Raw genomic sequence first — 21,341 nt, 5'->3', positions numbered from 1 at the left:
CGGTGGGCGGGGGTCCGCTGTTGACCCCTTATCCTAACTATGCGCGACTCGCCGGACAAATCTTCGCCCCGAAAACCCCCCATTGGCGGCTAGCGGGAGGCGCTCCTGGCGCGGAGCGACTCGATCTTGCTCTTCATTTCGTTGAACCGCTTGTGCTCAACCTGGGGGAGCTCGTCGAGGGAGAGCCCTAGTTTTTCCGCCTCTTCCCACGCCCGCACCGCCGCAACTTCTTGGCCGGCGCGGAGGTGGGCGTCCGCCTTGTGGAAGTACTTCGACGCGGTCGGGTTGTCGGTGACGGAGTAGTCGAGGTCGCGGATGGCCGATTCGTAGTCTCCCAACGCGGTCGAGGCCACCGCCCGGGTGTCGAGCAGGTCGGCGCCGGGGCCGAGCAGCTCGGCCGCCTCGTCCACGTACTTCTTCGCCTGCTGGGCGTCGGCCTTGGAGTCGCCGCTCAGGGCGAGCAGGTAGGCGATGTTGTTGAGCACCACGGCCCGTCCGGTCCCTTCCAGGTCCTTGCGGTCCAGCAGCTTGCGGTAGAGGTCCGCGGCGTCGTCGCTGCGTTGCAGCAGGTCGTACAGGTCGGCCTGGGCCATCAGCAGGCTGATGGAATCGGGGTCCTCACGCAGGGCGCGGGTGAGCATGAGCTGGGCCTCGCTGGACTGGGCCGCGATCACCTTGGGCCGGTTCCGCATGATCGAGAGCGCGGCCTGGATCCGTTCAACGTCGGTGACCTTGCCTTCGAGGTCGGCGAGCTGCTTCATCCCTTGGGCCGCGTCTACGTGCTGCCCGAGGAACACCGCGTAGGGGAGGGCGGCCTGATCGCTCTGCTTTATGGCGAAGCGGTAGAGGTCGTCCGCACGCTTGAGGTCTTTCAGGTCGGTCAGCAGCGCCGCGATGCGGATCACCAGCGGGATGGCGCGTTTCACCTGCTCCTCGTCTGCCGAGGCGAGCGGCTTGGTCATCTCGCCGAGCGCCTGGGCGGCCTCCTGCTCGTTGCCCTGTGCGGACGCCACGCGGGCGATCAGCTCGAGCGTCGAAGGGGACCCCCCGGCCAGCTCGCGAAGCTTGTCGAGCTGGCGGCTGGCGTCGCGGATGTTCTCCGCCCCGCCGCGCCGCAGCAGCATGCGGATAAAGGCGTCGCGTGCGACCGCCATCTCGGGGTTCGCCGCGGTGACCTCCACCATCATCTGCTGGCACTTGTCCCACTGATCGGTCTGGAAGTAGAGCTGCGCCAGGGCCAGGTCGAGCGGGGCGCTCAGGGGCCGGCCGCGGCGGACGTCTTCTAGCAGCGCGATCGCCTTGAGGCGGCTCACCGGCTCGGGCCTGGGGGCCAGGATCCGGGCCATCTCTACCTTGTCGGCGTCGGAGAGCCGCCCGCCGACGGCGTTGGACGCCAGCAGCCGTTCGGCGTCGCGGAGGCTCTGGTAGTCCCCCTTGACCGACAGCATGCCGGCGCCGGTGCGCCGGGCCCACTGCAGGTTGGGGTCGGAGGGCTCGAGCTTGCCGTCGGCCCCCTGCTTGAGCACCTGGTTGATCAGCGGCCGGGCCTTCTCAAACTTGTCGTCGCGGCGGTAGTTGCCCCCCAGGTAGAACTGCGCTAGCTGCCGCATCAGCGCTACGTTCTCCGGGGCGTCGTCCAGCATCTGCTGGTAGAGGTTCTCGGCGTCGAACCAGCGGCCCACCACCTCGTAGCTCTTGGCGAGCAGCGGCGCTTGCTGGTCTTCTGGCAGGGCGAGCCGCGCGTCGCGGATGGCTTGTTCGGCGCCGTCGCGGTCGCGTTGCGACGCGTACGAGGCCACCAGCGCCATCCACGCGTCGGGCGACTGCGGCTGGAGCTCGACGGTCTTCTTGAGCGCGTCGGCGGCGCGCTTCAGCAGATCGGCCTGCTCGGCGGGGGCGCCTTCGATGGTCGCCTTCTCGTCCGCTCCGGCGGCCGCCTGGGCGCCGGCCGAGGGAGAGTTGGCGGCGCCGTACAAGAAGCGGCCGTACCACAACTGGGTGTCGGCGTCGTCGGGGTTCGTATTGGCGAGCTGCTCGGCCTCCGCCAGGGCGCTCTTAACCTTGCCGGTGTTGAACAACACCTCGGCGTACTGCCGCCCGACCAGCCGGGTGCGGATCGCGGGGGGGAGGTTCTCCATCGCTAGGCGCGCCTCTTCAAACCGACCCTGCTGGATCAGCAGTTGGGCGAACTGCACCGTGGCGAGCGGGTTGAGCGGGCCGAGCTTGGCGCCCTGGTCGAGCGCCTCGAGCGCCCCGACCGCGTCGTTCTGCAGCAGCCGCACCTCGGCCAACAGCAGCACGGGCTGGTTCCAGTCTTTGCGCATCCCACGCGCCCGGTTGATCAGCCGAACGGCTTCGCCCAACTGCTCCGTCTTCTTGTCGCCGCGTTGCACGTCCGACACGATCCGGCTGGCCTGGGTGTAGAGCCAGGTGGCGTTCTCTTTGGTGCCGACCACGCGCAGGATGTTCTGCTGGGCGTCGGCCATCTGCTTGTCGTCGCCCGACGCGCGGGCGGTCATGAACAACTGCATCAGCGTCTTGAGGTCGCCCGGCGTGGCCTGGACGACGCGGTTCCAGCACTCGGTCGCCTGCGTGGTGGCGCCGATCTGCGTCAGGCGGGTGGCGATCTCGCTGAGCAGTTGCACCTGCTGGGCCTTTGACCAATCGTCGATCCCCTCGGTGAGCTTCATCAACTGCTCGGGCAGGTCGCCGTCGTTCAGCGCGATCCGCAGGTCCGCCTCGTCGATCCGCAGCAGGGGCTGGTCCTTGAACTGCTTGACGACCAGCGGCAGCTTCTTGAGCGCCTCGAGCGGGCCGAACTTGGGGTTGGCGGCCACCACGCGGAGCACCAGCCGCTGGACGTTCAGGTTTTCTGGGTCGAGGTCACGCGCGTCGCGCGCCTTGGCGACCGCTTGGTTGAACTCGCCGCGCTTCAGCAGGAACTCGGCCTGCAGCAGCATGTGGTTTGCTTCGGAGATGTCGAACTTCTCGCAGTACTCGTCCACAAACTTGTTGAACGAGGCCCAGTCGCGCGACGCCTCGGGCTTGGCCATCTCTTGGTCGAAGCGTTGGTAGACGGTCTCGCTGCGTTGCTGCCCACCCTTGGGGTCGAGCGACTGCCGGTTGCGTTCCACGCCCGCCAGGGCGGGCTTGTTGCCCGGGTCGATGCCCAGCACCAGGTCGTACGCGTCCATCGCCAGCTCGATCTGCCCCAGCTTCTCGTAGCAGAGGCCCAGCAGCAGGTTGAGCTGCACGTTCATCTCGAAGTTGCTGGAGAGCAGCGGCCGCAGCCGCACTAGCTCCTGCGACGCCGGGTACCACTGGAACTCCGCCATCATCAGGCGGGCCTTGATGAAGTCGAGCATCGCCGGGTTGACCGACTCGGCCTCGAGCAGCTTGATGGACTCCTTGGCCTTGTCGAGGTACCCCGCGTCGATCTGGGCCCGCGCCTTTTGGGCGATCAGCTCGAGGTTGGAGCGGTCCTTGATCGCGGCGATCCCGCGGTCGAACTCCGCGATCCCGGCGTCGTAGTCCTGGTCTTGCATCTTGAGCTGGGCGCTGGCGATGTACAGCACCAGCTCTTCGGGGTGCTCTTCGAGCGCCCGGGCGATCACCTTGCGGGCGTCGTCCATCCGTTCGTCCGCGACCGCCAGGCGGAACTCGGCCAGGTTGGCCTGGACGTTCGACGGGTCGAGCTCGATCGACTTGGCGATGTCCGCCGCGGCCTCTTCGGTGCGCTTCTTGGACGTGTGGTGCTGGCCGCGGACAACGTACGCCTCGGCGCTTTCCGGGTTGCGCTCGACCATCACGTCGAGCACGCGGTCCACCATCTCGTCCTGCCCGTCCTGCTGGAACAGGCTCGCCAGCAGGCGGTAGACGCCTACTTCGTGGGGCGACTCCGCCTTCTTCTCGTCGAACTCGCCGGTGGCGCCGTCGTAGCCCACTAGCTGCTGGGCGTACTTCAGGGCGTCCTTGGGCCGGCCCACCGCGGAGAGGCACTGCACCCGCATCATCTTCAGCTCCGACTGGGTCGGGTCGGAGTTGAGCAGGATGTCGATGTGGCTGAGGGCTTCTTTGGGCTGACGGCCGGCGAGCAGCAGGTCGATCAACCGCCGACGCAGCTCCTTGTCGTCCGGCGCGGTCCGCAGGGCGGTCTCGGAGTCGTTCATCGCGAGGCCGTAGTCGCGCATGCTGACGTCTTTGCCCTCGTCGATGATCGCGTGCCGCATGTTCGCCAGGCGGACCCGGGCCTCGGCGTCGTCGCGACGCATGCGGATGTACTGGTCGAGGTTGCCCGCGGCGGTGCGGAGGTCCCCCTTGGCTTCTGCCTGGCTTGCCTGCTCGAGCAGGGCGCCGGCGTTGCGGTCGAGCTGGTACCGCCAGACGCCGAACAGGGCGCCAACGGTCACCACGGCGCCGACCAGCAGGGAGATGAGCAGGGTGTAGTTTACGCGGTAACGCTGCATAGCAACGGCTTCAGGTTGGTGCTTCGGGGAACGAAGGTGGGGGCCCAACGGCGCGCGATACCGAGCAAGAAGAGCGGCGGAACGCGTTGCTCGCGATGGGGCGACGACTGACGTCCATCGTACCCGTCACTGGCGGAGTGTCAACGAGATGGACGCATGCGCAAGTCCTTTCGGCAACGCCGTTTTTGACGATTCTGCCGGTCCTGGGCATCACGTTCTACGCACGCCGGCCGGCCTCGGTTCACGCCCCTAGCGGACCTCCAGCCAACGCGGGGCGGTCGTCGCGCCCGATGACTCCGATTGTGCCGATAGTCGGGCGAAACCGCGCCCCAGGCTCCCCGCCACGACCTCGACCCCCGCCTGGCCGGCGGGGATCTCCGCTACCTTGCGCGAGTCGTGCATCAGCAGCATCGGCCCCGCCTGGGGCGGGTCGACAAACACCCGCACCCGCCTGGACGCCTCGACCGCCGCGGAGGCAGAGAACCGCAGCGCAGGCAGGGGCTCGTCGTCACGCGACACCAAGAACGGCAGCACGCTCCGCCCCTGAGTCTCGATCGCGTCGGGCGTGCTCGCCACGACCCGCAGCTCGTGCCAGCCCGTCGCGAGCTCGCTGGTGGCGAAGCTGAACGGCCGCCCGGCCGGCAAGCGGGCGCGGAGCCTGCCGTCGACAAACAGCTCGCACTGGGTCGGATGCGCCGGGTCGTTGGGCTCAACGCTAGCAGTCAGGCTCATCTTCTCGCCGACCGTCTCGCCCGGCTCGACGCCGACAAGCTCTACCTCGGGGGGGTGCGCCCAGGGCTGGCAGAGCGGGTCTCCCAGGATCAGCAACTGGTAGGGCCCGGCGACCGACTGGTAGTACGCCTCGGCCAGCGAGCAGCCCCGGCGGTAGTGCAGGTGGACGGTCGGCAGCGGGAACTTGGCCTGGATGGCGTAGGGCTCAAAAACCGTGCCGCTGACGCCGGCGGCGCCGGCCCTCAGGTACTCCGAGATCGGCGTCTGGAACGAGTTGGCACTGAGGATGCCGGCGTTGCTGGTCAGGTTGTCGATGATCGCCCCGGGGAGCGTGCGTACGTGGGACCCCGCGAACTTCAGCACCGCCCGGCCGGTGGTGAGGCCCAGGATGTCGTCGGCGCCGGTCGGCAGGTCGCCCTCGTGCACCCGCCCCACGGCGCCGGCGAGCGCCAGTTGCTCGACGACGGCCGGGAAGCATTCGTGGCGGGTTTTTGAGCGGATATCGTCGTTGCGGCAGAAGTAGAACGTGCCGCGGGGCTGCGTTGCGTCTGCCCCGGCCGAGCGCTCGAGGTAGGAAAGCACCTCGCTGACGGTGTTCCCCCGGCCGGTGGTGACCCCCAGCATCGTGCTGAGCAGGTAGCCCTGCCCCGTCTTGGGGTCGTCGCTGCGTACGGCGCCGCGTTGCCAGGTGTAACGGCCGCGGAACCCTTGGCTGGCCACGTCGCTCAGCCGGGCGCACTGCGACAGGTTGGCGCCGTCGGCGGCGGGGACGTACCAGTTGACGTCGAGCCCCAGCAGCCCCAGGCTCCCCGCCATCACGTGGCGCCACAGGTAGGTGGCGCCGGTGATCGAGGCGTGCGCGGCCTGCTGTTTGCTCAGCTTGATGTCGGGGTGGTCCTCCTCGAACGACACCCGCCAAGGGAAATCGCTGCTGTAGACCAGGTAGTCGGTTTGCAGGCTCAGCTTGCGGCGGTCGACCTCCTTGAGCACCGGCTGCAAGATCTGCTCGCGGAACTCCGCTACGCTGCACGTTTCCTTGGGGCCGGTGTAGTCGAGGTAGACCAGGTTGCCCGGCGGCAGCCCGCGGAGCCGGGCGTAGTGGTTGGCGATGGTCTTGGAACCCTGGCTGTTCTGGTTGACAATCAGGATCAGGTTCTCGGGCCCCCCGCCGGCCGCCGCGGTCCCGTTGGCGCCGATGGCCGCCGCTAGGGCGCCGCAGAACAGTGCTTGCCCAAGTAGTTGGAGATGCGCGGCGGGGTGAAGGAGGCTCATAGCGTTGTTGTAGGCGTACGCCCGTCCCGAGGAAACCTTTTCTATCCCCGCCCACCCCCCCCGCCAGCCAGGCGATCGCCCCAACCGCCGCCAGCCGACGGCGGCCGCCGCCTCGGACGCCCCACGTGGATGCGCGTATGTCTGATGTCGTGTTCTCGGCCCGCGCGGTCACGAAAACCTATCACATGGGCGAGGTAGACGTTCACGCGCTGCGGGGGGTGGATCTCGACCTCCGCGTGGGGGAGTTCGTCGTGCTGCTGGGGCCCTCTGGCAGCGGCAAGAGCACGCTGCTGAACATCTTGGGGGGGCTCGACCGCCCCTCGACCGGGCGGGTGTTCTACCGCGAGGGGGAGCTGACCGGGCTAGATGACGCCGGCCTGACCCGCTACCGCCGCTACCACGTGGGGTTCGTGTTCCAGTTCTACAACCTGATCCCGAGCCTCACCGCCAAGGAAAACGTCGCCCTGATCACCGACATCGCTCCCGACCCCATGCGGCCCGAAGAGGCGTTGGCGCTGGTGGACCTGACCCCCCGCATGAACCACTTCCCGGCCCAGCTCTCCGGGGGCGAGCAGCAACGGGTGGCCATCGCCAGGGCCGTGGCTAAGAAGCCGGACGTGCTGCTGTGCGACGAGCCGACCGGCGCCCTGGACGTCCACACCGGCGTGCTGGTGCTGGACGCCATCAGCCGGATCAACGCCGAGCTAGGGACAACCACCGCGGTGATCACCCACAATGCGGTGATCGCTGAAATGGCGGATCGGGTGATCTCGATTTCGGACGGGCACATCTCGGGGGTGACAGAAAACGCCACGAAACGCGGCGCCTCGGAGCTGGAGTGGTAGCGGGGGCTTCTGCTGCGCGGCCCGGCCTCGCCACCCCTCGACAGCCCCGCCCCCGCGGTCTAAACTCTGGGGCTCTACCGATACGTCAAGAAGCCAGCAGTTAGCGGAGCCGCGGTTATGTACGCCATTATTGTGGACGGGGGTCGCCAGTACCGGGTCGAAGAGGGGCAGGTCCTCTCGCTCGACTACCGTGAGTCGGTCGCCGGCGACACGCTGACGTTTGACCGCGTGCTGGCCGTCGGCGGCGGCGAGGGCATCAAGCTGGGCGCCCCGCTGGTAGAAGGCGCCACCGTGACCGCCGAGGTGATGGGGCTCGACCAGGGCCCCAAGATCCGCGTGCAGAAGATGCGTCGCCGCAAGAACTTCCGCAAACGCACCGGCCACCGCGCGATGTACACCAAGGTTCGCATCGGCGCGATCGCCGGCTGAACCCGGCCGCTGGTGCGAGCCCCCAGAACCCACAGGCGCTAGCAGCAGGCTGCGCGTATTGGTGGTCGGGGACTGGTTTTTGCGCCTTCTCAACCTAGCTGCCCTAATCGTAACACGCGCAAATCGGTAGGATGGCGAAAGCCTGCGGCCCTGACGCATCCCAGGGGCCGCCCATCCCGCCCGGTGTGTTATGTCCCGTCTGTTTCTCTGGTTGCTGCTTTGCGCCAGCAGCTTTTCTCTTGGCTTGCCCCATCAGGCTGCGGGGCAAGACCCCGACGACGGGCCCTCGGCGCCGACCGCGGGCCCCGACCCGGCCCTTGCGGCGCAGCTCCCCAGCAAAGACGAGATGCAGCAGCGGCTGCAGCGTTTGATCGAAGCGGGGCCCGACGACGCGGTGTCGAAGCAGGCCGCCGACTTCTACCGCCAGGCGCTGCAGGCGCTCGCCACCGCCGACGCGCAGGTCGCCCGCTCGAAGCAGCTAGCGGCCGACTTCACCAAGGCGGCCGCGGATCGCGACGCGGTAAAGACCAGGCTGGCGACCCCGCTCACGACCCCGCTGCCGATCGACCCGGCGCTCGACCTGGCGGCGCTCGATCAAGAGGCGGTCAAGTTCGAGCAGTTGATCAAGGACTCGAAGCAAGAGATCGCCAACCTCAACGCGATGCCCAAGCAACGCGCCGCCCGGCTCGACCAGTTGGCGGGCAATCTGCACGACGCGAAAGCCGACCTCGCCGCGGCCCAGCAGCGCCTCGCGGCGATCGGCGCGTCGCCGACGGACACCCCCGAGGGGGCCGCCGAGATAGTCTTTCAGCTCTACCGCAGCGAGGCGGCCCGGCACACGATCGCGGCGCTCGAGGCGGAACAGGCGCTCTACAACAACCCGGCCGAGGCGGAACGGGTGCAGCTTGCGCGCGACGCGGAGGTCCGCCTGCTGGCCCGACGCGAGAAGAAGCTGGAACTGTACCGCGCGCGGATCGCGGAGCTGCGCGCCGCCGAGGCGAGCCACCAGGTGATCGAGGCGGCCCAGACCGCGGCGATGGACCAGCCGGAGGCGCTCAAGCAGGTGGCCGAAGAGAACTCGGCGCTCGCCAAGGCGCGCAGCGACCTGACCGAACGCGTGAACGATATCTCGCGGCTATTGGACGGAGACGCCATCGCCAAGACCGCCGGCCTGCAGTCGCGGCTCGAAGCGCTGGGGCAGCAGCTCAAACGGATCGAGGAACGCGTCGGCGCGGCCGGGCTTTCGCAGGCCAGCGGGCGTCTCTTGCGGCAGGAGCGGGACAACATCCCCAACGTCCGCGAGCTGGAGCTGGATCACGCCAAGCACAACGAGCAGCTCGCGCAGGCGCAGTTCGAGCAGTACGGCTACCGGGACCAGCGATCGGACCTGGCGGACGTAGAAGACGAGATCGCCGAGACGCTGCGCGGCCTGTCGGAAGAGCAGCGCGAAGCGGTTGCGGAGCAGACGCGCGAGCTGTTCCTGACCCGCAAGAAGTACCTGGACGATCTGGTGAACGAGTACGAGCGCTACGCCGACAAGCTGCGCAAAAGCGCCGCCGTAGAAGAGCAGCTCTCCGAGCTTTCCGAGCAGTACAACGACTACATCAATGAGCACGTGCTGTGGATCCGGAGCTGCGACATGCTGCAGCCGGCCGACCTGCAGCCGGCCGCGGGGGCGCTCGGCTGGAGCCTGTCGCTGAGCAACTGGAACAAAGCCTTCACCGCGCTCGTGTCCAACACGAAGCGATCGCTGCCGGAGTTCTTGCTGGGGGGCGCCGCGGTGCTGGTGCTAATCAGCAGGCAGCGGACCGCCCGCAAGAGTGTCCGCGAGGCCGGCGAGGAGGCGGGCAAGCGTTCCTGCATCGATTTCCAGCCCACCCTCCGCGCCGCCTGGAACACGCTGGTGATCGCGCTGCCGTGGCCCGTGCTGGTGTGGTTCATCGGCTGGTGGATGGAGTCGCCCACCGAGTCGAGCGAGTTCGTCCGCTCGCTGGCGGTGGCGCTGCGCTGGACCGCCGTGGTGTTCCTGGGGCTCGAGGTGCTCAGGCACGTGTGCCGGGTGCGCGGGCTGGCCGAGTCGCACTTCGAGTGGCCCGGCGCGGTGATCGTGCAGGTGCGTCGGCAGCTGCAGTGGCTCGACGTGGTGCTGCTGCCGCTGGTGCTGTGGGCCATCGGGCTCGAGGTGCAGGGCCGCGAGACGCTGTGGACGTCGTCGCTGGGCCGGATGCTGTTCATCTTGATCTGTGTGCTGGTGGCGTTCGCGCTGGGGCGCGTGCTGCTGGCGCCCGGCAGCCCGTTCCGCGCGATGATGGCCCGCAAGAGCGAGGACTGGATCGTCCCCGTGCACAACCTGTGGAGCCCGCTGCTGGTTGGGGCGCCGCTGGCGCTCGCCGTCGCGGCCGCGCTGGGCTACTACTACACCTCCTACCGCCTCGCGGTGAGGCTCGGCGAGACGGCCGTGCTGGTGTTCGCGCTGCTGTTCTTGGGCGCCCTGCTGCAACGCTGGTTGCTGCTCAACCGCCGCCGGCTGGCCCGCGAGCAGGCCCGCCAACGCCGCGCCCAGATGGCGGCGGCCGCGGCGGCCGACGGCGGCACGATCCCCACCGAGATGCCCGAGGAGGCGGTCGACCTCGCCGCGCTGAGCGAGCAGACCGTCAAGCTGCTGAACACCGCGCTGGTGGTCATCGGCGTCGTCACCGCGTGGTTCGTGTGGCAGGACATGACCCCAGCGCTCAAGATGCTGAACGAGTGGCCGCTGCTGCCGATGGAAGGGGCGCCGAAGGTCTCCGAGTTGCTGTTCCTGCTGATCGCCGTTGGCGGCACCTACATCTGCGTGCGCGACGTCCCCGCGCTGTTGGAGCTCGCGGTGCTGCAACACCTGCCGCTCGACGCGGGGGTCCGCTACGCCATCAGCAGCCTGTGCCGCTACGTCCTGCTGGCCATCGGCATGGTGCTCTCTGCCGCTGCGGTCGGCATGCACTGGGACAACGTGCAGTGGCTGGTGGCGGCGATCAGCGTCGGCCTGGGCTTCGGCCTGCAGGAGATCTTCGCCAACTTTGTCAGCGGCATCATCCTGCTGTTCGAGCGCCCGATCCGCGTCGGCGACATCATCACCCTGGGGGACAAGACCGGCATGGTGAAGCGGATCCGCATCCGCGCCACCACCATCATGGACTGGGACCGCAAGGAGTACGTCGTCCCCAACAAAGACCTAGTGACCGAACGCCTGCTCAACTGGACCCTCAGCGACCAGATGAACCGCCTCGTGATCGAGGTCGGCGTCGCCTACGGCACCGACACGACCGAGGCCTGTCGGCTGATGGTCGAGTGCTGCCAAGAGAACCCGCGTCTGCTCAAGGACCCGCCGCCGATCGCCGTGTTCGAGGGCTTCGGAGACAGCACGCTAAAACTGGCGCTGCGGTGCTTCTTGCCCGACCTGGAGTTCCGCCTGGTCACGATCCACGACCTGCACCAGGCGATCGACAAGAAGTTCCGCGAGGCGGGCATCGAGATCGCCTTCCCGCAACGCGACCTGAACATCCGCGTGGTCCCGCCCGAGTGGCGTTCGCCGCAGGCGCTGCCGGCCGGCAGCAACGGATCGAACGGATTGAGCGCGAAGCACGCCGCGGGCTCGGCGAACTGACCCGCACCAACCCTCTTCAAACCCAACCCCTAATAGCCGACGGGCTACGCCCCGTCGGCGCCCCGAGAAACGCGGCGGGCGCCTCGGCGCCGCGCCCCCGCTAGCGTCGCGCATCCGGCCGCCGCCAACAGCAGCCCCGCGGCCGGCTCCGGGACGCGCTGGCCGATGATCTCGATGTTGTCCAGCTCCATCTCGCCGTTGCCGTTCTCGGCGAAGTCGTTGAGGATGAGCTCGATGCTGGGGGCCCCGTTGAGCAGCGCCGGCAGTGAGATCAGCCCGCTGTCCGCGTACTGGTTCTCTGGATCGATCGGGTTGTAGTCGATGAAGCTCAGGCCGATGTTGTTGTACTGCTCCGAGGCGCGATACCACGTGCCGGCCGGCCCGTCGGTGCGGTAGAAGATGTCGAACGTGGAGGGCAGTTCGGCCGGATCCCCCTCGACGTCGAAGCGGATCTGCAGGTCGCGGAACCCGGCGCCGTTCAGGGTGATGTAGATCAACGCGTCGTTGCCAAAGTTGTCGTCTACCGGGCCCGCGCCGTCGTTCTTATCGACCGTGAACGTCGATACCCCGCCGATGTCGAAATCGGCCCCGCCACCCTTGATGTCATCGAACTTGAGCGTGCGCGAGGGGCCGTAGGCGATGCCGCTGGTAGCGGACGTGTACGAAACAAACCCGCCGCCGCCGTTGTCGTCGAGCTCGTCCGCCACCCCAAGATACGCCTGAAGGTTGGCGTTGCCGGCCGGCTCCGCATCGACACCCACTTTGGCGGGAAAGCCCTGCTTGTTGGGGTTCGAGTCGAAGTCGTATTCCTGGGCAAAGTCCCAGAACGCGACGACCTCAGCCGCGTGAGCGGGAGCAAGACACGTCGCCCACGCGATCATCAGGGCAAGGGGCGTGGTGCAGATTCGCATGAGCATGGCGAGCTTTACAGGAGGAGAGAACAGCAGCGCCCACGCCTACCGTGGGTCGCCAATCTATGCACGATATCAAGAGGGCACCGCGTGTGCTACCTTTTTTCGAGATTCGGGTAGCGCCCCACGCGGCTGCCGAGCGCCGCCCGGTCGCCCGGGGGCGTCCCCCACAGGTCGGGTTTGGTTTCGGCCAGGATTTCGAGGATCGCCCGGCGGTCGTCCGGCGTCAGGTGGGCGAACTCCCCCCCCGGGTCTTTGCCGGTGAGCACGTCGTGCAGGCGATCGACCACGTAGCCCCGCACCAGCGGCGGCAACGCGTCGAAGCTGGGGGAGTAGATCAGGTAGCTGCACGGGTGCCTGAACATCCGCGTCCGCAGGTCCAGGTCGCGCAGCGACCTCCCCTTGCTGTCCCGCGGGCCCCGAGCCTGGAAGTCTTCCGCGAAGCTAGACGTCCCTTCCACGGGGGCCTCCAGGGGGAACTCGTCCGCGAACAACAGGTAACGCAGCAGCCGGTCGCCGGCCGAGGCCGCGCGGCGAAGGGTGCTTTCGCTGACGTAGTCGGCGGGCCGCTCCAGCGCCTCGCTCATCACCCCGTCGTAGTGGGTCGCGCTGCGGCAGTCGTAGCCGGCGAACGTGATGTGGTTTTGCATCTGCGTCTGATGCTCCAGCACCATGAGCGCAACGATGTCGCTGTGGGGCGTCAGGTAGGGCGCCGTGTCCACACGCCCCGCCAGGTCGGTGACGTTGGCGCCCGCCTCGCGGTCCAGCTCGTCGGGCCGGTCCGGGTCCGCCGCTACCACGTTGCCCATGTGCCGCATGGCGCCGTGCGTGCCGGTGACGTACCAGCCCCCCCAGCGTTGGCTGAACGGGCTGCGGTGGTCGACGTTGAACGTCCCCGACCCGTACCGCGGCTGACCGCCCGCGTCGACAAACACGCTCCGCACCAGCCCGCCGGGGACCCCCTGGGTCCGCGACGACGCGTGGCAAATGATGCACTGCCCGCGGTCGCGGACAAACCGCGGACGCAACCGCTGCTTCTGGGCCAGCGTGTAGAACACCTCTCCCTGCACCGGGTCGGTGGCCATCACCTCGATCACGTCTCCCCCCTGCACCCAGCCGACGTGCGTCCGGTCGTCGAAGTACAGGGCCCGCGGGCGCCGGGGGCTGATCTTCTGTAGCTGGAAGCTGGTCTTCGAGTTCACCAGCACCTGCGACGAGTCGCGTACGCCCAGCGCCTCTAGCGCCGATCGCAGGTAGCCGTGCTCCGGCTCGTACCGCAGCTCGCGCTCGCCGGCGTCGAGCTGTGCCTGAAGCAGGGCGACCGGGTCGTTGGTGGGGGTGGTGTCGTAGAAGATCGGCGCCCGGTCGAGCTCGACCTGCGCCCGCGCCGAGCCGCCCCACCCGCAGGCCGCAAGCACGGCGCACGCCAACCATACAGGTCCAGCCTTGGGCCGGGCCGCGGGCCCCACCCGTCGATCGGTTGGCGTCGATCCGGTCATCGTGCGCCTCACGCCGGCCGTCACGCGGCCGGCAGCGGTTGGAGTCGAGCAGAAGAATACGGCGGGACGGGCGCCCCGAATAATTAACCACCTGCGAGTATAGCATTGACGCCCCGGGGGAGGAAAGCGGATAGAATCGCCCAGCGACCAAAAGTCGCACCCCCCACTTTTCCGCCACTAGCCGACGGGCGCCGCCCGGCGGCTAGTGGCGGATCTTGATTTCCGCAGTTGGCCATGACCCGCATCGTCTATTCACGCCACTACAACATCGGCTTCTACGGTCTCGAGCGGCTCCACCCGTTCGACTCGCGCAAGTACGGCCGGGCGTGGAGGCTGCTGCGCCGCCGCTTCGGCCCGTCGCTACGCGGCATCCACCAGCGCGTTGACCGACCGGCCAGCCGCGAAGAGCTGCTGCGGGTGCACACGGCCGACTACCTCGACCGGCTCGGCGACCCGAAGGTGGTCGCCGCCGCGCTCGAAGTCCCGCTGCTCAGCCGGCTGCCGGGCTGGGCGATCGACCGGCACGTGCTCCGCCCCATGCGCTGGGCGACGCGCGGGACGATCGTCGCCGCGCAGCAGGCGCTCGAGCACGGCCTGGCCGTCAACCTGAGCGGGGGCTACCACCACGCCAAGCCGGAGCGGGGCGAGGGGTTCTGCGTCTACGCCGACGTCGGCGCCGCCGTGGCCAGCGTGCGCGCCGATGGGCTGATCGCCGACTCGGACCGCATCGTCTGCATCGACACCGACGCGCACCAGGGCAACGGCGTCTGCCACACGTTCATGCACGACCCGCGGGCGTTCCTCTTCGACCTCTTCAACGGACAGATTTATCCGCTGTACGACATCGGGGCGCGCAAGCGCGTCGACTGCGCCGTGCCGATCACGGGCGCCTGGTCGGACGCCGCGTACCTCGACGAGCTTTACAACCGCCTCCCCGGCTTCCTCGACTCGGTCTGCCGGTCGCCGGTAGGGCTGGCGTTCTACAACGCCGGCACAGACGTGCTGGCCGGCGACCCGCTCGGCGGCCTAGCGATCTCGGCCGCCGCGGTCCGCCAGCGCGACCTGTACGTCGTAAGCGAGCTGCGCCGACGCGGCCTCCCGACCGTGATGGTGCTCAGCGGCGGCTACACCCGGCAGAGCTACCGGCTGGTAGCAGACTCGGTGATCGGGATCGTCGACGAGGAGAGTCAGGGCTGAACGCTTGCCCCGACGCCCAACCGCCTGATTCGAATCGTCCGTAGTGATCGCTTCTCGGTTAGGCGAGAGGTGGTAAGTCGGACCGAGGTTCCCGCGCCCTCGCCGGCGCGCCTTCGTCATACATCCTCGGGCTTGCAAACTTGGCCGGATGATGCAAAGACGTCTATTCCTTCAGTCGACACGTCAGATAGAATGAGAGGCATGATGATTGACTGGCCAAATTGCGAGTTCGTTGATCGCGACCCTGCCAGGATGAGCGGCGCATGGCTCTTCCGCGGCACCAGGGTGCCGGTGCGAAGCCTGTTCGAGAACCTTGAGGACGGCGCCACGATCGACCAGTACCTTGAGTGGTTCCCCGGCGTCACGCGTCGGCAGGCTGAAGGGGTCCTCGAACACGCGGCCGCTAGTCTGTCGCTGCCCGCCCGAACATGAGAATCGTGTTCGACCAAGGAACCCCCGTTCCGTTGCGGCGATTCCTGGTCGATCACGATGTTGATACGGCCGCGGAGCTTGGTTGGTCGCAACTGTCAAACGGCGAGTTGCTGGCCCAAGCAGAATCGTCCGGCTACGACTGCTTGATCACGACCGACCAAAACCTAAGGTAGCAGAATCTAGCCACCCGCAGCGTTGCGATCGTAGTCTTGCTGTCGACTTCTTGGCCACGGATTCAGAAAAAGGCCACCGCGATTGCGGACGCTCTGTCGCAGCTCAGCCTGGACGGCTACTTGGAGATCGAGGTCTAGAGTGCTGTCGTCAATGCGGGATGGCGGCAGCATCCACCCAACGTAGGTCAGCCTGTGCCTGACGGCTCCACGAACTGTGCTTAGTTCTTGATGGCTTGCTCCTCCGCCCCCAGGCACAGCGTGATCTACGGGCTTTTGGGTCGCAAATAGCCACCTCTGCCGCGACAATACGGGGTCGCAAACACGAACGCGTACGCCACGGGCCGTCGGCCCGGTGGCTACCGCTGCGCTTGCAGGTTGGCGGCTTGGCGGGTGCGCTAGTTTTGTCCCGGAGGTGTCCGATTGATGGGGTCTCGTGTCCACCAAACAGGTCCGGCGTGGGGCGCTGGCGGGGGGGCGTCGCGGGGCCTCGCGCGAAAACCGCTGCAAACGCAGGAGCGCGCAGCGGTGCGGTGGGGTTTTGTCCGATTTCGTTCCCCGCAGAGTGGGGGACAAAAGGACAAAACTCGGACGGGGGTAGCAGCAGACGCGGCCCGGCGGTCTCCGGACCGGCCGTCCCGCTGGGGAGAGGGAGAGGGGGGTCTGCTACGAGGGCTTGCGCCCCACGCAGATCAGGCTCATGCCGCGCCACGGCAGCAGCGGGTCGGCCGCCCGCATCACGGGCCACATGCGGTCGAACCACAGCATCTGGCGGGGGGTCAGGTTCTTGCGTCCCAGCAGCCCGTTCACGCGCCACGCGGCGGCGCCCAGCTTGCAGACCTGGCGGGTGTGGACGGTGATGAAGCCCGCTTGGCGCATCACGCGTTCAAGCCCCTCGGGCGTGTACCGGCGGTAGTGCCCCAGCGCCTCGTCGGCCGGCGAGTAGAGCCCCGGCTCGGCGGGGACGATGATGATGGCGTGGCCCCCGGGACGCAGTGCGCGGCAGTAGCCTTCGAGGACCTGTTCGTGCGGCTCGAGGTGTTCCAGCACGTTGGAGCAGAGGATCGTGTCGAGCGCCTCGGATTGCCACTGGGCGTCGAAGCCGGGCTCGGTCAGGTCGGTCTGCAGCACCGCTACGTTGCCCCGGCCCGCGAAGCGGTCGCGCAGCATCTCCACGTACAGCGGGTCGTGGTCGACCAGCACCAGCCGCTCGCGTGCGGTGAGCATCTGGCTGAGGTTGCCGATGCCGGCGCCCGCCTCCAAGAGGCGCTGCCCCATGAAGGGCGCCGCTTGACGCATCAGCCAGCGGTTGTAGCGCTTCGCGCGGTCGCAGCTCCGCAGCACGTACATGCCGGTGTGGTCGGTGAACTTGGTGTCCCAGAACCGGCACGCCGCCAGCCGCCACAGGGCGCGCAGGCCGTCCATCAGGCTGGTCTTTTTGCCGTCGGCGGCGACGCGGCCGCGGTAGCTGACGGGGGTTTCGTAGATGCGGGCGCCCCACTGGGCGAGGCGGCAGGTGAGCTCCGGCTCCAGGTCGAAACCATCGGACGTGAGCCGCAGCTCGCGGAGGATGTCGGCGCGGACCGCCTTGTAGCAGGTCTCCATGTCGGTGAGGTTCAGGTCGCACAGCATGTTGGCCGCGGTGGTCAGCACGCGGTTGCCCAGCGAGTGCCAGAACAGCAGCGCGCGGCGTTCGCCCCCGGCGAAGCGCGAGCCGAACACCGCGTCCGCGTGCCCAGCGAGGATCGGCCGCAGCAGCCGCGGCAGCTCGTGGGGGTCGTACTCCAGGTCGGCGTCTTGCACCACGGCCACGTCGCCGGTCATCTCGGCGATCGCGCGGCGCACCGCGGCGCCCTTGCCCTGGTTCTGCGGCGAGCGGATCAGCCGGACGCGCGGGTCGCCTTCGGCGATGGCGGCCACCACGTCGGCGCCGCCGTCGGTCGAGCCGTCGTCGACGACGATCACTTCCAGCTCGAGGCTGACGGGCGCGCACAGCAGACGCTGGAGCATCGGGCCGATGGTCCAGCGCTCGTTGTACAGCGGCACCAGCACCGAGAGCCGCCGCAGGGACTGCACGCGTCCGCGGGCCGCGTTGGCCTCGCTCAGCGGGCAGGGGGTGTCTGGCAGGCGCGGGGCGGCGGGCGGCGGGGCGAGTACGGCAGCGGCTTGGTCGGTCATGGTTCTTCCGGTAAGCGTTCGCAAAAGCGCTACGCAAGCGTAGTTCGCGGCGGCGCGCGGGGGCGGTCCGGTTGTGCCGGTTGTCGGGCGCGCCCGCGCCACGGGCCGGTTTGTGAGCTAAGAACGGGGAGACGCGCCACGCGATTGCAGCCCAGGAGTAGACGCACGTGAGTAGTTACCGCGACACGGCAGCGACCCCCTATCTGGGCGTTGTGACGACCCCCTCGAACGCGGCGTCGCGGCGGGCGCTGCTGCTGCTGATGAGGGTGGGGGCGTTTGCGGCGATCGCCGTCGGCGCCGCTCGCATCGCAGACACGGTGGCGGGCGCCGACGCGCGGAACGACTTCGCCCACTACTACCTCTCGGCGCGGATGCTGCTAGAGGGAGAAAACCCCTACACCACGCCGCTGGCGCCACGCTGCGAGGCGCTGGGTTTCGAACAAGACCCGCGGATCCCCTACGGCGCCAACCCGCCGCTGCTGATCCGCTCGATGGCCTGCATCGCCTGGGCGCCCCCCGGAGCGGCGTACCTGGCTTGGCTGCTGACGCAGGTGGGGTGCCTGGTCGGCCTGGCGCTGGTGCTCAGGCGGCTCACCTTCCAGGGGGGGGACGGAACGTGGCAACTGGTCGGCCTGGCGGTGCTGGTGAACAGCAGCGCGGTGATGACGCACTTCTACTACTCGCAGGTGCAGCTCCCGGTGGCGCTGGCGATCGCCGGCGCCGTGCTGCTGCGGGTGCGCGGCCGCACCGCCAGCGCGATGGCGTTGGCCACCGCGGCGGCGGCGTTCAAGCTCTACCCCGCGGTGCTGCTGCCGTGGTTCTTGCTGAGCGGGCTGCGTGGCTGGGGAGACCTGGCAAAGCGGGTGGCTGCGGCGGCCGCCGTTGGGCTGGCCGCGCTAGCGGTGACGGGCCCAGAGATGTGGCTCAGCTTTGTGCAAGAAGGGCTGCCGGTGATTCAATTAAGCGTCGGCGGGAGCTGGACGAACTACTCGCTGCCGTCGCTGGCGAAGATGCTCTCGGGCGCCGTGGCGGGCGATCTGGCCAGTCCTCCGGCCTGGAGCGCCCCGCTGGGGAAACTGCTGGGGCTGCTGGCCATCGCCGCGGCCTACGGGCGCGTGCTGTACGGCGGGCTAAAGCCGGCCGCCGAGGCGTCGCTGCTGTGCTTGGCGATGATGGCGGCGTCGTTGGTGTGCTGGAGCCACTACTTCGTGCTGGCCGCACTGCCCGCGGCGGTGCTGACGGCCGGCGCCCGCGGGCGCGGCCCGCGGGCGATGCTGGTCGCGGCGCCGCTGGCGGTGTTGCTCCTGTGGCCAGAGCTAGACGCCGCCACGCCGTTCTTCCAACCGCTGGCCGCCCGCGTGCTTCTGCACTTCTACCCGCTGGCGGTGATGGGCCTGGCGGCGTGGATGATCGCAGACGCAAATAGCGCAGAGATTGAAAAGAAGCCGCAGTATGAGCAATAGCCGCCGAGCTACGCTCGGCGGGGTGGTTGTATGGGTGACGTTAGATGGGTGAGGTTGCTCTGCTGCACCAGCCGGGGCGTAGCCCGACGGCTAGGGCGGCTCGGTAGATAGACGCGTTCAGCGGGGTTTGCGACCGACCTACCCTTAGCGCTGCGTGGTCCCGTAGAATCGTTGTGAGACTTGTCGATCTGACCGCGAAGGAGCGTTTATGTGCGGAATCGTTGGCTATATCGGCCCCAAGACGGCTTCGGAGTACCTGATCGAGGGGCTCCGCCGGCTCGAGTACCGGGGCTATGACAGCTCTGGGCTGGCGACCATCGAAGAGGGGGGGCTGTCGGTTACCAAGACCACCGGCCGGATCGACCGACTCGCCGAAGCGCTCGCCAAGAACCCCCCCGACGGCTCCGTGGGCATCGGTCACACCCGCTGGGCGACGCACGGCATCGCCAGCGACGAGAACTCCCACCCACACCTGGGGGGCGACGGCTCGTTGGCGCTGGTGCACAACGGCGTGATCGAGAACTTCCGCCCGCTGAAAGAGAAGCTCATCGCCCTGGGGTACGAGTTCCTCTCCGCGACCGACAGCGAGGTGGTGGCGCACCTGCTGGACCACGAGATCCAGCAGCGGCTCGCCGAGCCCACGACGGACGGCGGCGATCCCCACGCGCCGCTGGTCGAAGCCGTGCAGGCGACCCTCGCCCAACTGCGGGGCACCTACGGCATCGCGGTGGTCTTCCGCGACTGGCCCGACGTGATCATCGCCGCCCGGCTCGGCAGCCCGCTGGTGGTGGGCGTAGGAAAAGGAGAGCACTACCTGGCGAGCGACGGCTCTCCGCTGGTGGGCTTTACCGACAAGATCGTCTATCTATCCGACCACGAGGTGGCCGTCATCTCGGCGGGCGCCTTGCGGGTTGTGAACCGCGACGCGGGGCACATCAGCCACGTGGTGAAGCGACTGGAGATCGACGCCAGCCAGGTAGAGCTTGCTGGGTTTCCGCACTACATGCTCAAGGAGATCTTTGAGCAGCCCGAGACCATCCGCGCCGCGATGCGCGGGCGTCTGGACGCGGACCAAGCGACCGCGGTGTTCGGCGGGCTGAACCTGTCGCCGCAGCAACTGCGGGCCGTCGACCGCATCGTGCTGACCGCCTGCGGCACCAGTTGGCACTCCGCCATGCTGGGCGAGTACATGCTGGAGGCGTTTGCGCGTATCCCGGTGGAGGTGGAATACGCCAGCGAGCTGCGCTACCGCAACCCGCCGCTGACACGCGACACGCTGTTGTTTGCCTTGACGCAGAGCGGCGAGACGATCGACACGCTGGCGGCGCTGCGGGAGGTGAAGCGTAAGGGGCACCCGACGCTGGCGATTTGCAACGTGGTGGGGAGCAGCATCGCCCGCGAGGCGGACGGCGGCATCTACCTGCACGCGGGGCCCGAGATCGGCGTCGCCTCGACCAAGGCGTTCACGTCGCAGTGCGTGGTGCTGGCGCTGTTGTCGCTGTACTTCGGCCGGCTGCGGCACCTGAGCTTCGAGGCGGGGCTGCGGATCATCGAAGAACTGCGGGCGCTGCCCGAGCAGGTAGAGCAGGCGCTGGACACGAACAACATCTGCCGTCAGGTCGCCGCCAAGTACTCCTCGGCGGACAACTTCTTGTACCTGGGCCGGCAGTACAACTTCCCCACGGCGCTCGAGGGCGCCCTGAAGCTGAAAGAGATCAGCTACATCCACGCAGAGGGCTACCCCGCGGCAGAGATGAAGCACGGCCCGATCGCCCTGGTAGACGAGAACACGCCCAGCGTGTTCATCGTGCCGCACGGGCCGGTGTACGAGAAGGTGTTGTCGAACATGGAAGAGATCAAGGCGCGCGGCGGCCCGGTGATCGCCATCGTCGACGAGCACGACAGCCGCGCCGCAGAGCTGGCGGACGACGTGATCAGCGTGCCGGTAGTCGCGGACTTCGCCCAGCCGATCGTCTCGGTCGTGCCGCTACAGTTGCTGGCGTATCACATCGCGGTGCTGCGTGGGTGCGACGTCGACAAGCCGCGGAACCTAGCCAAGAGCGTAACCGTGGAGTAGTCGGCGCCCGGAAGTCATCACCCCGCC

General features: G+C 68.2%; 13 protein-coding genes. 8 read left to right on the top strand and 5 right to left on the bottom strand.

Going from position 1 to position 21,341, the window contains the following annotated elements; translation table 11 throughout:
- Positions 1-89 precede the first annotated feature (89 nt).
- The gene (locus Pla175_RS23480; protein ID WP_145291369.1) at positions 90-4,466 is read right to left on the bottom strand and encodes a tetratricopeptide repeat protein; all 4,377 of its coding nucleotides are present in this window, start codon (positions 4,464-4,466) and stop codon (positions 90-92) included.
- Positions 4,467-4,715: 249 nt separating this feature from the next.
- Positions 4,716-6,470, bottom strand: coding sequence for a TIGR03790 family protein (locus Pla175_RS23475; protein ID WP_145291367.1), 1,755 nt, complete (start codon positions 6,468-6,470; stop codon positions 4,716-4,718).
- A 137-nt stretch (positions 6,471-6,607) separates the two neighbouring features.
- Here Pla175_RS23475 and Pla175_RS23470 point away from each other — a divergent pair, with 137 nt between their 5' ends.
- The 3 genes from Pla175_RS23470 (at position 6,608) to Pla175_RS23460 (ending at position 11,387) form a co-directional block, all read left to right on the top strand.
- A complete protein-coding gene (locus Pla175_RS23470; protein WP_145291365.1) occupies positions 6,608-7,315 on the top strand; it encodes an ABC transporter ATP-binding protein in 708 nt (235 codons plus the stop codon).
- A gap of 117 nt (positions 7,316-7,432) precedes the next feature.
- Positions 7,433-7,744, top strand: a complete 312-nt coding sequence (rplU, locus tag Pla175_RS23465; RefSeq protein WP_145291363.1) for a 50S ribosomal protein L21 — start codon at positions 7,433-7,435, stop codon at positions 7,742-7,744.
- A gap of 190 nt (positions 7,745-7,934) precedes the next feature.
- Positions 7,935-11,387, top strand: a complete 3,453-nt coding sequence (locus Pla175_RS23460; RefSeq protein WP_145291361.1) for a mechanosensitive ion channel domain-containing protein — start codon at positions 7,935-7,937, stop codon at positions 11,385-11,387.
- Positions 11,388-11,431: 44 nt separating this feature from the next.
- Here the strand turns inward: Pla175_RS23460 and Pla175_RS23455 are convergent, their stop codons facing one another.
- Both Pla175_RS23455 and Pla175_RS23450 read right to left on the bottom strand, forming a co-directional pair.
- Complete coding sequence (locus Pla175_RS23455) at positions 11,432-12,304, bottom strand: hypothetical protein (protein ID WP_145291359.1); 873 nt, start codon at positions 12,302-12,304, stop codon at positions 11,432-11,434.
- An 89-nt stretch (positions 12,305-12,393) separates the two neighbouring features.
- Positions 12,394-13,797: a hypothetical protein gene (locus Pla175_RS23450; RefSeq protein ID WP_145291357.1), complete on the bottom strand. Its 1,404-nt coding sequence runs from the start codon at positions 13,795-13,797 to the stop codon at positions 12,394-12,396.
- 234 nt (positions 13,798-14,031) lie between these two features.
- Here Pla175_RS23450 and Pla175_RS23445 point away from each other — a divergent pair, with 234 nt between their 5' ends.
- The 3 genes from Pla175_RS23445 to Pla175_RS26300 all read left to right on the top strand — a co-directional run bounded on the left by Pla175_RS23445 (position 14,032) and on the right by Pla175_RS26300 (position 15,599).
- A complete protein-coding gene (locus Pla175_RS23445) occupies positions 14,032-14,994 on the top strand; it encodes a histone deacetylase family protein (protein ID WP_145291354.1) in 963 nt (320 codons plus the stop codon).
- Positions 14,995-15,195: 201 nt separating this feature from the next.
- A complete protein-coding gene (locus Pla175_RS23440) occupies positions 15,196-15,426 on the top strand; it encodes a DUF433 domain-containing protein (RefSeq protein ID WP_197527100.1) in 231 nt (76 codons plus the stop codon).
- Positions 15,423-15,599, top strand: coding sequence for a hypothetical protein (locus Pla175_RS26300; RefSeq protein ID WP_197527099.1), 177 nt, complete (start codon positions 15,423-15,425; stop codon positions 15,597-15,599). The genes Pla175_RS23440 and Pla175_RS26300 overlap by 4 nt, the downstream gene beginning before the upstream one ends.
- Positions 15,600-16,262: 663 nt before the next feature.
- On the opposite strand, the gene Pla175_RS26295 is transcribed toward Pla175_RS26300, so the two are convergent.
- Complete coding sequence (locus tag Pla175_RS26295) at positions 16,263-17,774, bottom strand: glycosyltransferase (protein ID WP_197527098.1); 1,512 nt, start codon at positions 17,772-17,774, stop codon at positions 16,263-16,265.
- A 167-nt stretch (positions 17,775-17,941) separates the two neighbouring features.
- On the opposite strand from Pla175_RS26295, the gene Pla175_RS23430 reads away from it, so the two are divergent.
- Positions 17,942-19,237 (top strand): glycosyltransferase family 87 protein, encoded by a 1,296-nt coding sequence (locus Pla175_RS23430; RefSeq protein WP_145291352.1) that lies wholly within the window; start codon positions 17,942-17,944, stop codon positions 19,235-19,237.
- A 208-nt stretch (positions 19,238-19,445) separates the two neighbouring features.
- The gene (gene glmS / locus Pla175_RS23425; protein WP_145291350.1) at positions 19,446-21,314 is read left to right on the top strand and encodes a glutamine--fructose-6-phosphate transaminase (isomerizing); all 1,869 of its coding nucleotides are present in this window, start codon (positions 19,446-19,448) and stop codon (positions 21,312-21,314) included.
- The last annotated feature ends 27 nt before the right edge of the window (positions 21,315-21,341 follow it).

Source organism: Pirellulimonas nuda (assembly GCF_007750855.1).
GTDB lineage: Bacteria > Planctomycetota > Planctomycetia > Pirellulales > Lacipirellulaceae > Pirellulimonas > Pirellulimonas nuda.
Note: the sequence above shows the minus strand (reverse complement) of the source record. Positions and strands in the feature narration are given on the sequence as shown.

Excerpts from the sequence above, each read along its gene's own strand:
- Pla175_RS23480 (WP_145291369.1), bottom strand. The coding sequence starts at position 4,466 with ATGCAGCGTTACCGCGTAAACTACACCCTGCTCATCTCCCTGCTGGTC.
- Pla175_RS23475 (WP_145291367.1), bottom strand. The coding sequence starts at position 6,470 with ATGAGCCTCCTTCACCCCGCCGCGCATCTCCAACTACTTGGGCAAGCA.
- Pla175_RS23470 (WP_145291365.1), top strand. The coding sequence starts at position 6,608 with ATGTCTGATGTCGTGTTCTCGGCCCGCGCGGTCACGAAAACCTATCAC.
- rplU (WP_145291363.1), top strand. The coding sequence starts at position 7,433 with ATGTACGCCATTATTGTGGACGGGGGTCGCCAGTACCGGGTCGAAGAG.
- Pla175_RS23460 (WP_145291361.1), top strand. The coding sequence starts at position 7,935 with ATGTCCCGTCTGTTTCTCTGGTTGCTGCTTTGCGCCAGCAGCTTTTCT.
- Pla175_RS23455 (WP_145291359.1), bottom strand. The coding sequence starts at position 12,304 with ATGCTCATGCGAATCTGCACCACGCCCCTTGCCCTGATGATCGCGTGG.
- Pla175_RS23450 (WP_145291357.1), bottom strand. The coding sequence starts at position 13,797 with ATGACCGGATCGACGCCAACCGATCGACGGGTGGGGCCCGCGGCCCGG.
- Pla175_RS23445 (WP_145291354.1), top strand. The coding sequence starts at position 14,032 with ATGACCCGCATCGTCTATTCACGCCACTACAACATCGGCTTCTACGGT.
- Pla175_RS23440 (WP_197527100.1), top strand. The coding sequence starts at position 15,196 with ATGATGATTGACTGGCCAAATTGCGAGTTCGTTGATCGCGACCCTGCC.
- Pla175_RS26300 (WP_197527099.1), top strand. The coding sequence starts at position 15,423 with ATGAGAATCGTGTTCGACCAAGGAACCCCCGTTCCGTTGCGGCGATTC.
- Pla175_RS26295 (WP_197527098.1), bottom strand. The coding sequence starts at position 17,774 with ATGACCGACCAAGCCGCTGCCGTACTCGCCCCGCCGCCCGCCGCCCCG.
- glmS (WP_145291350.1), top strand. The coding sequence starts at position 19,446 with ATGTGCGGAATCGTTGGCTATATCGGCCCCAAGACGGCTTCGGAGTAC.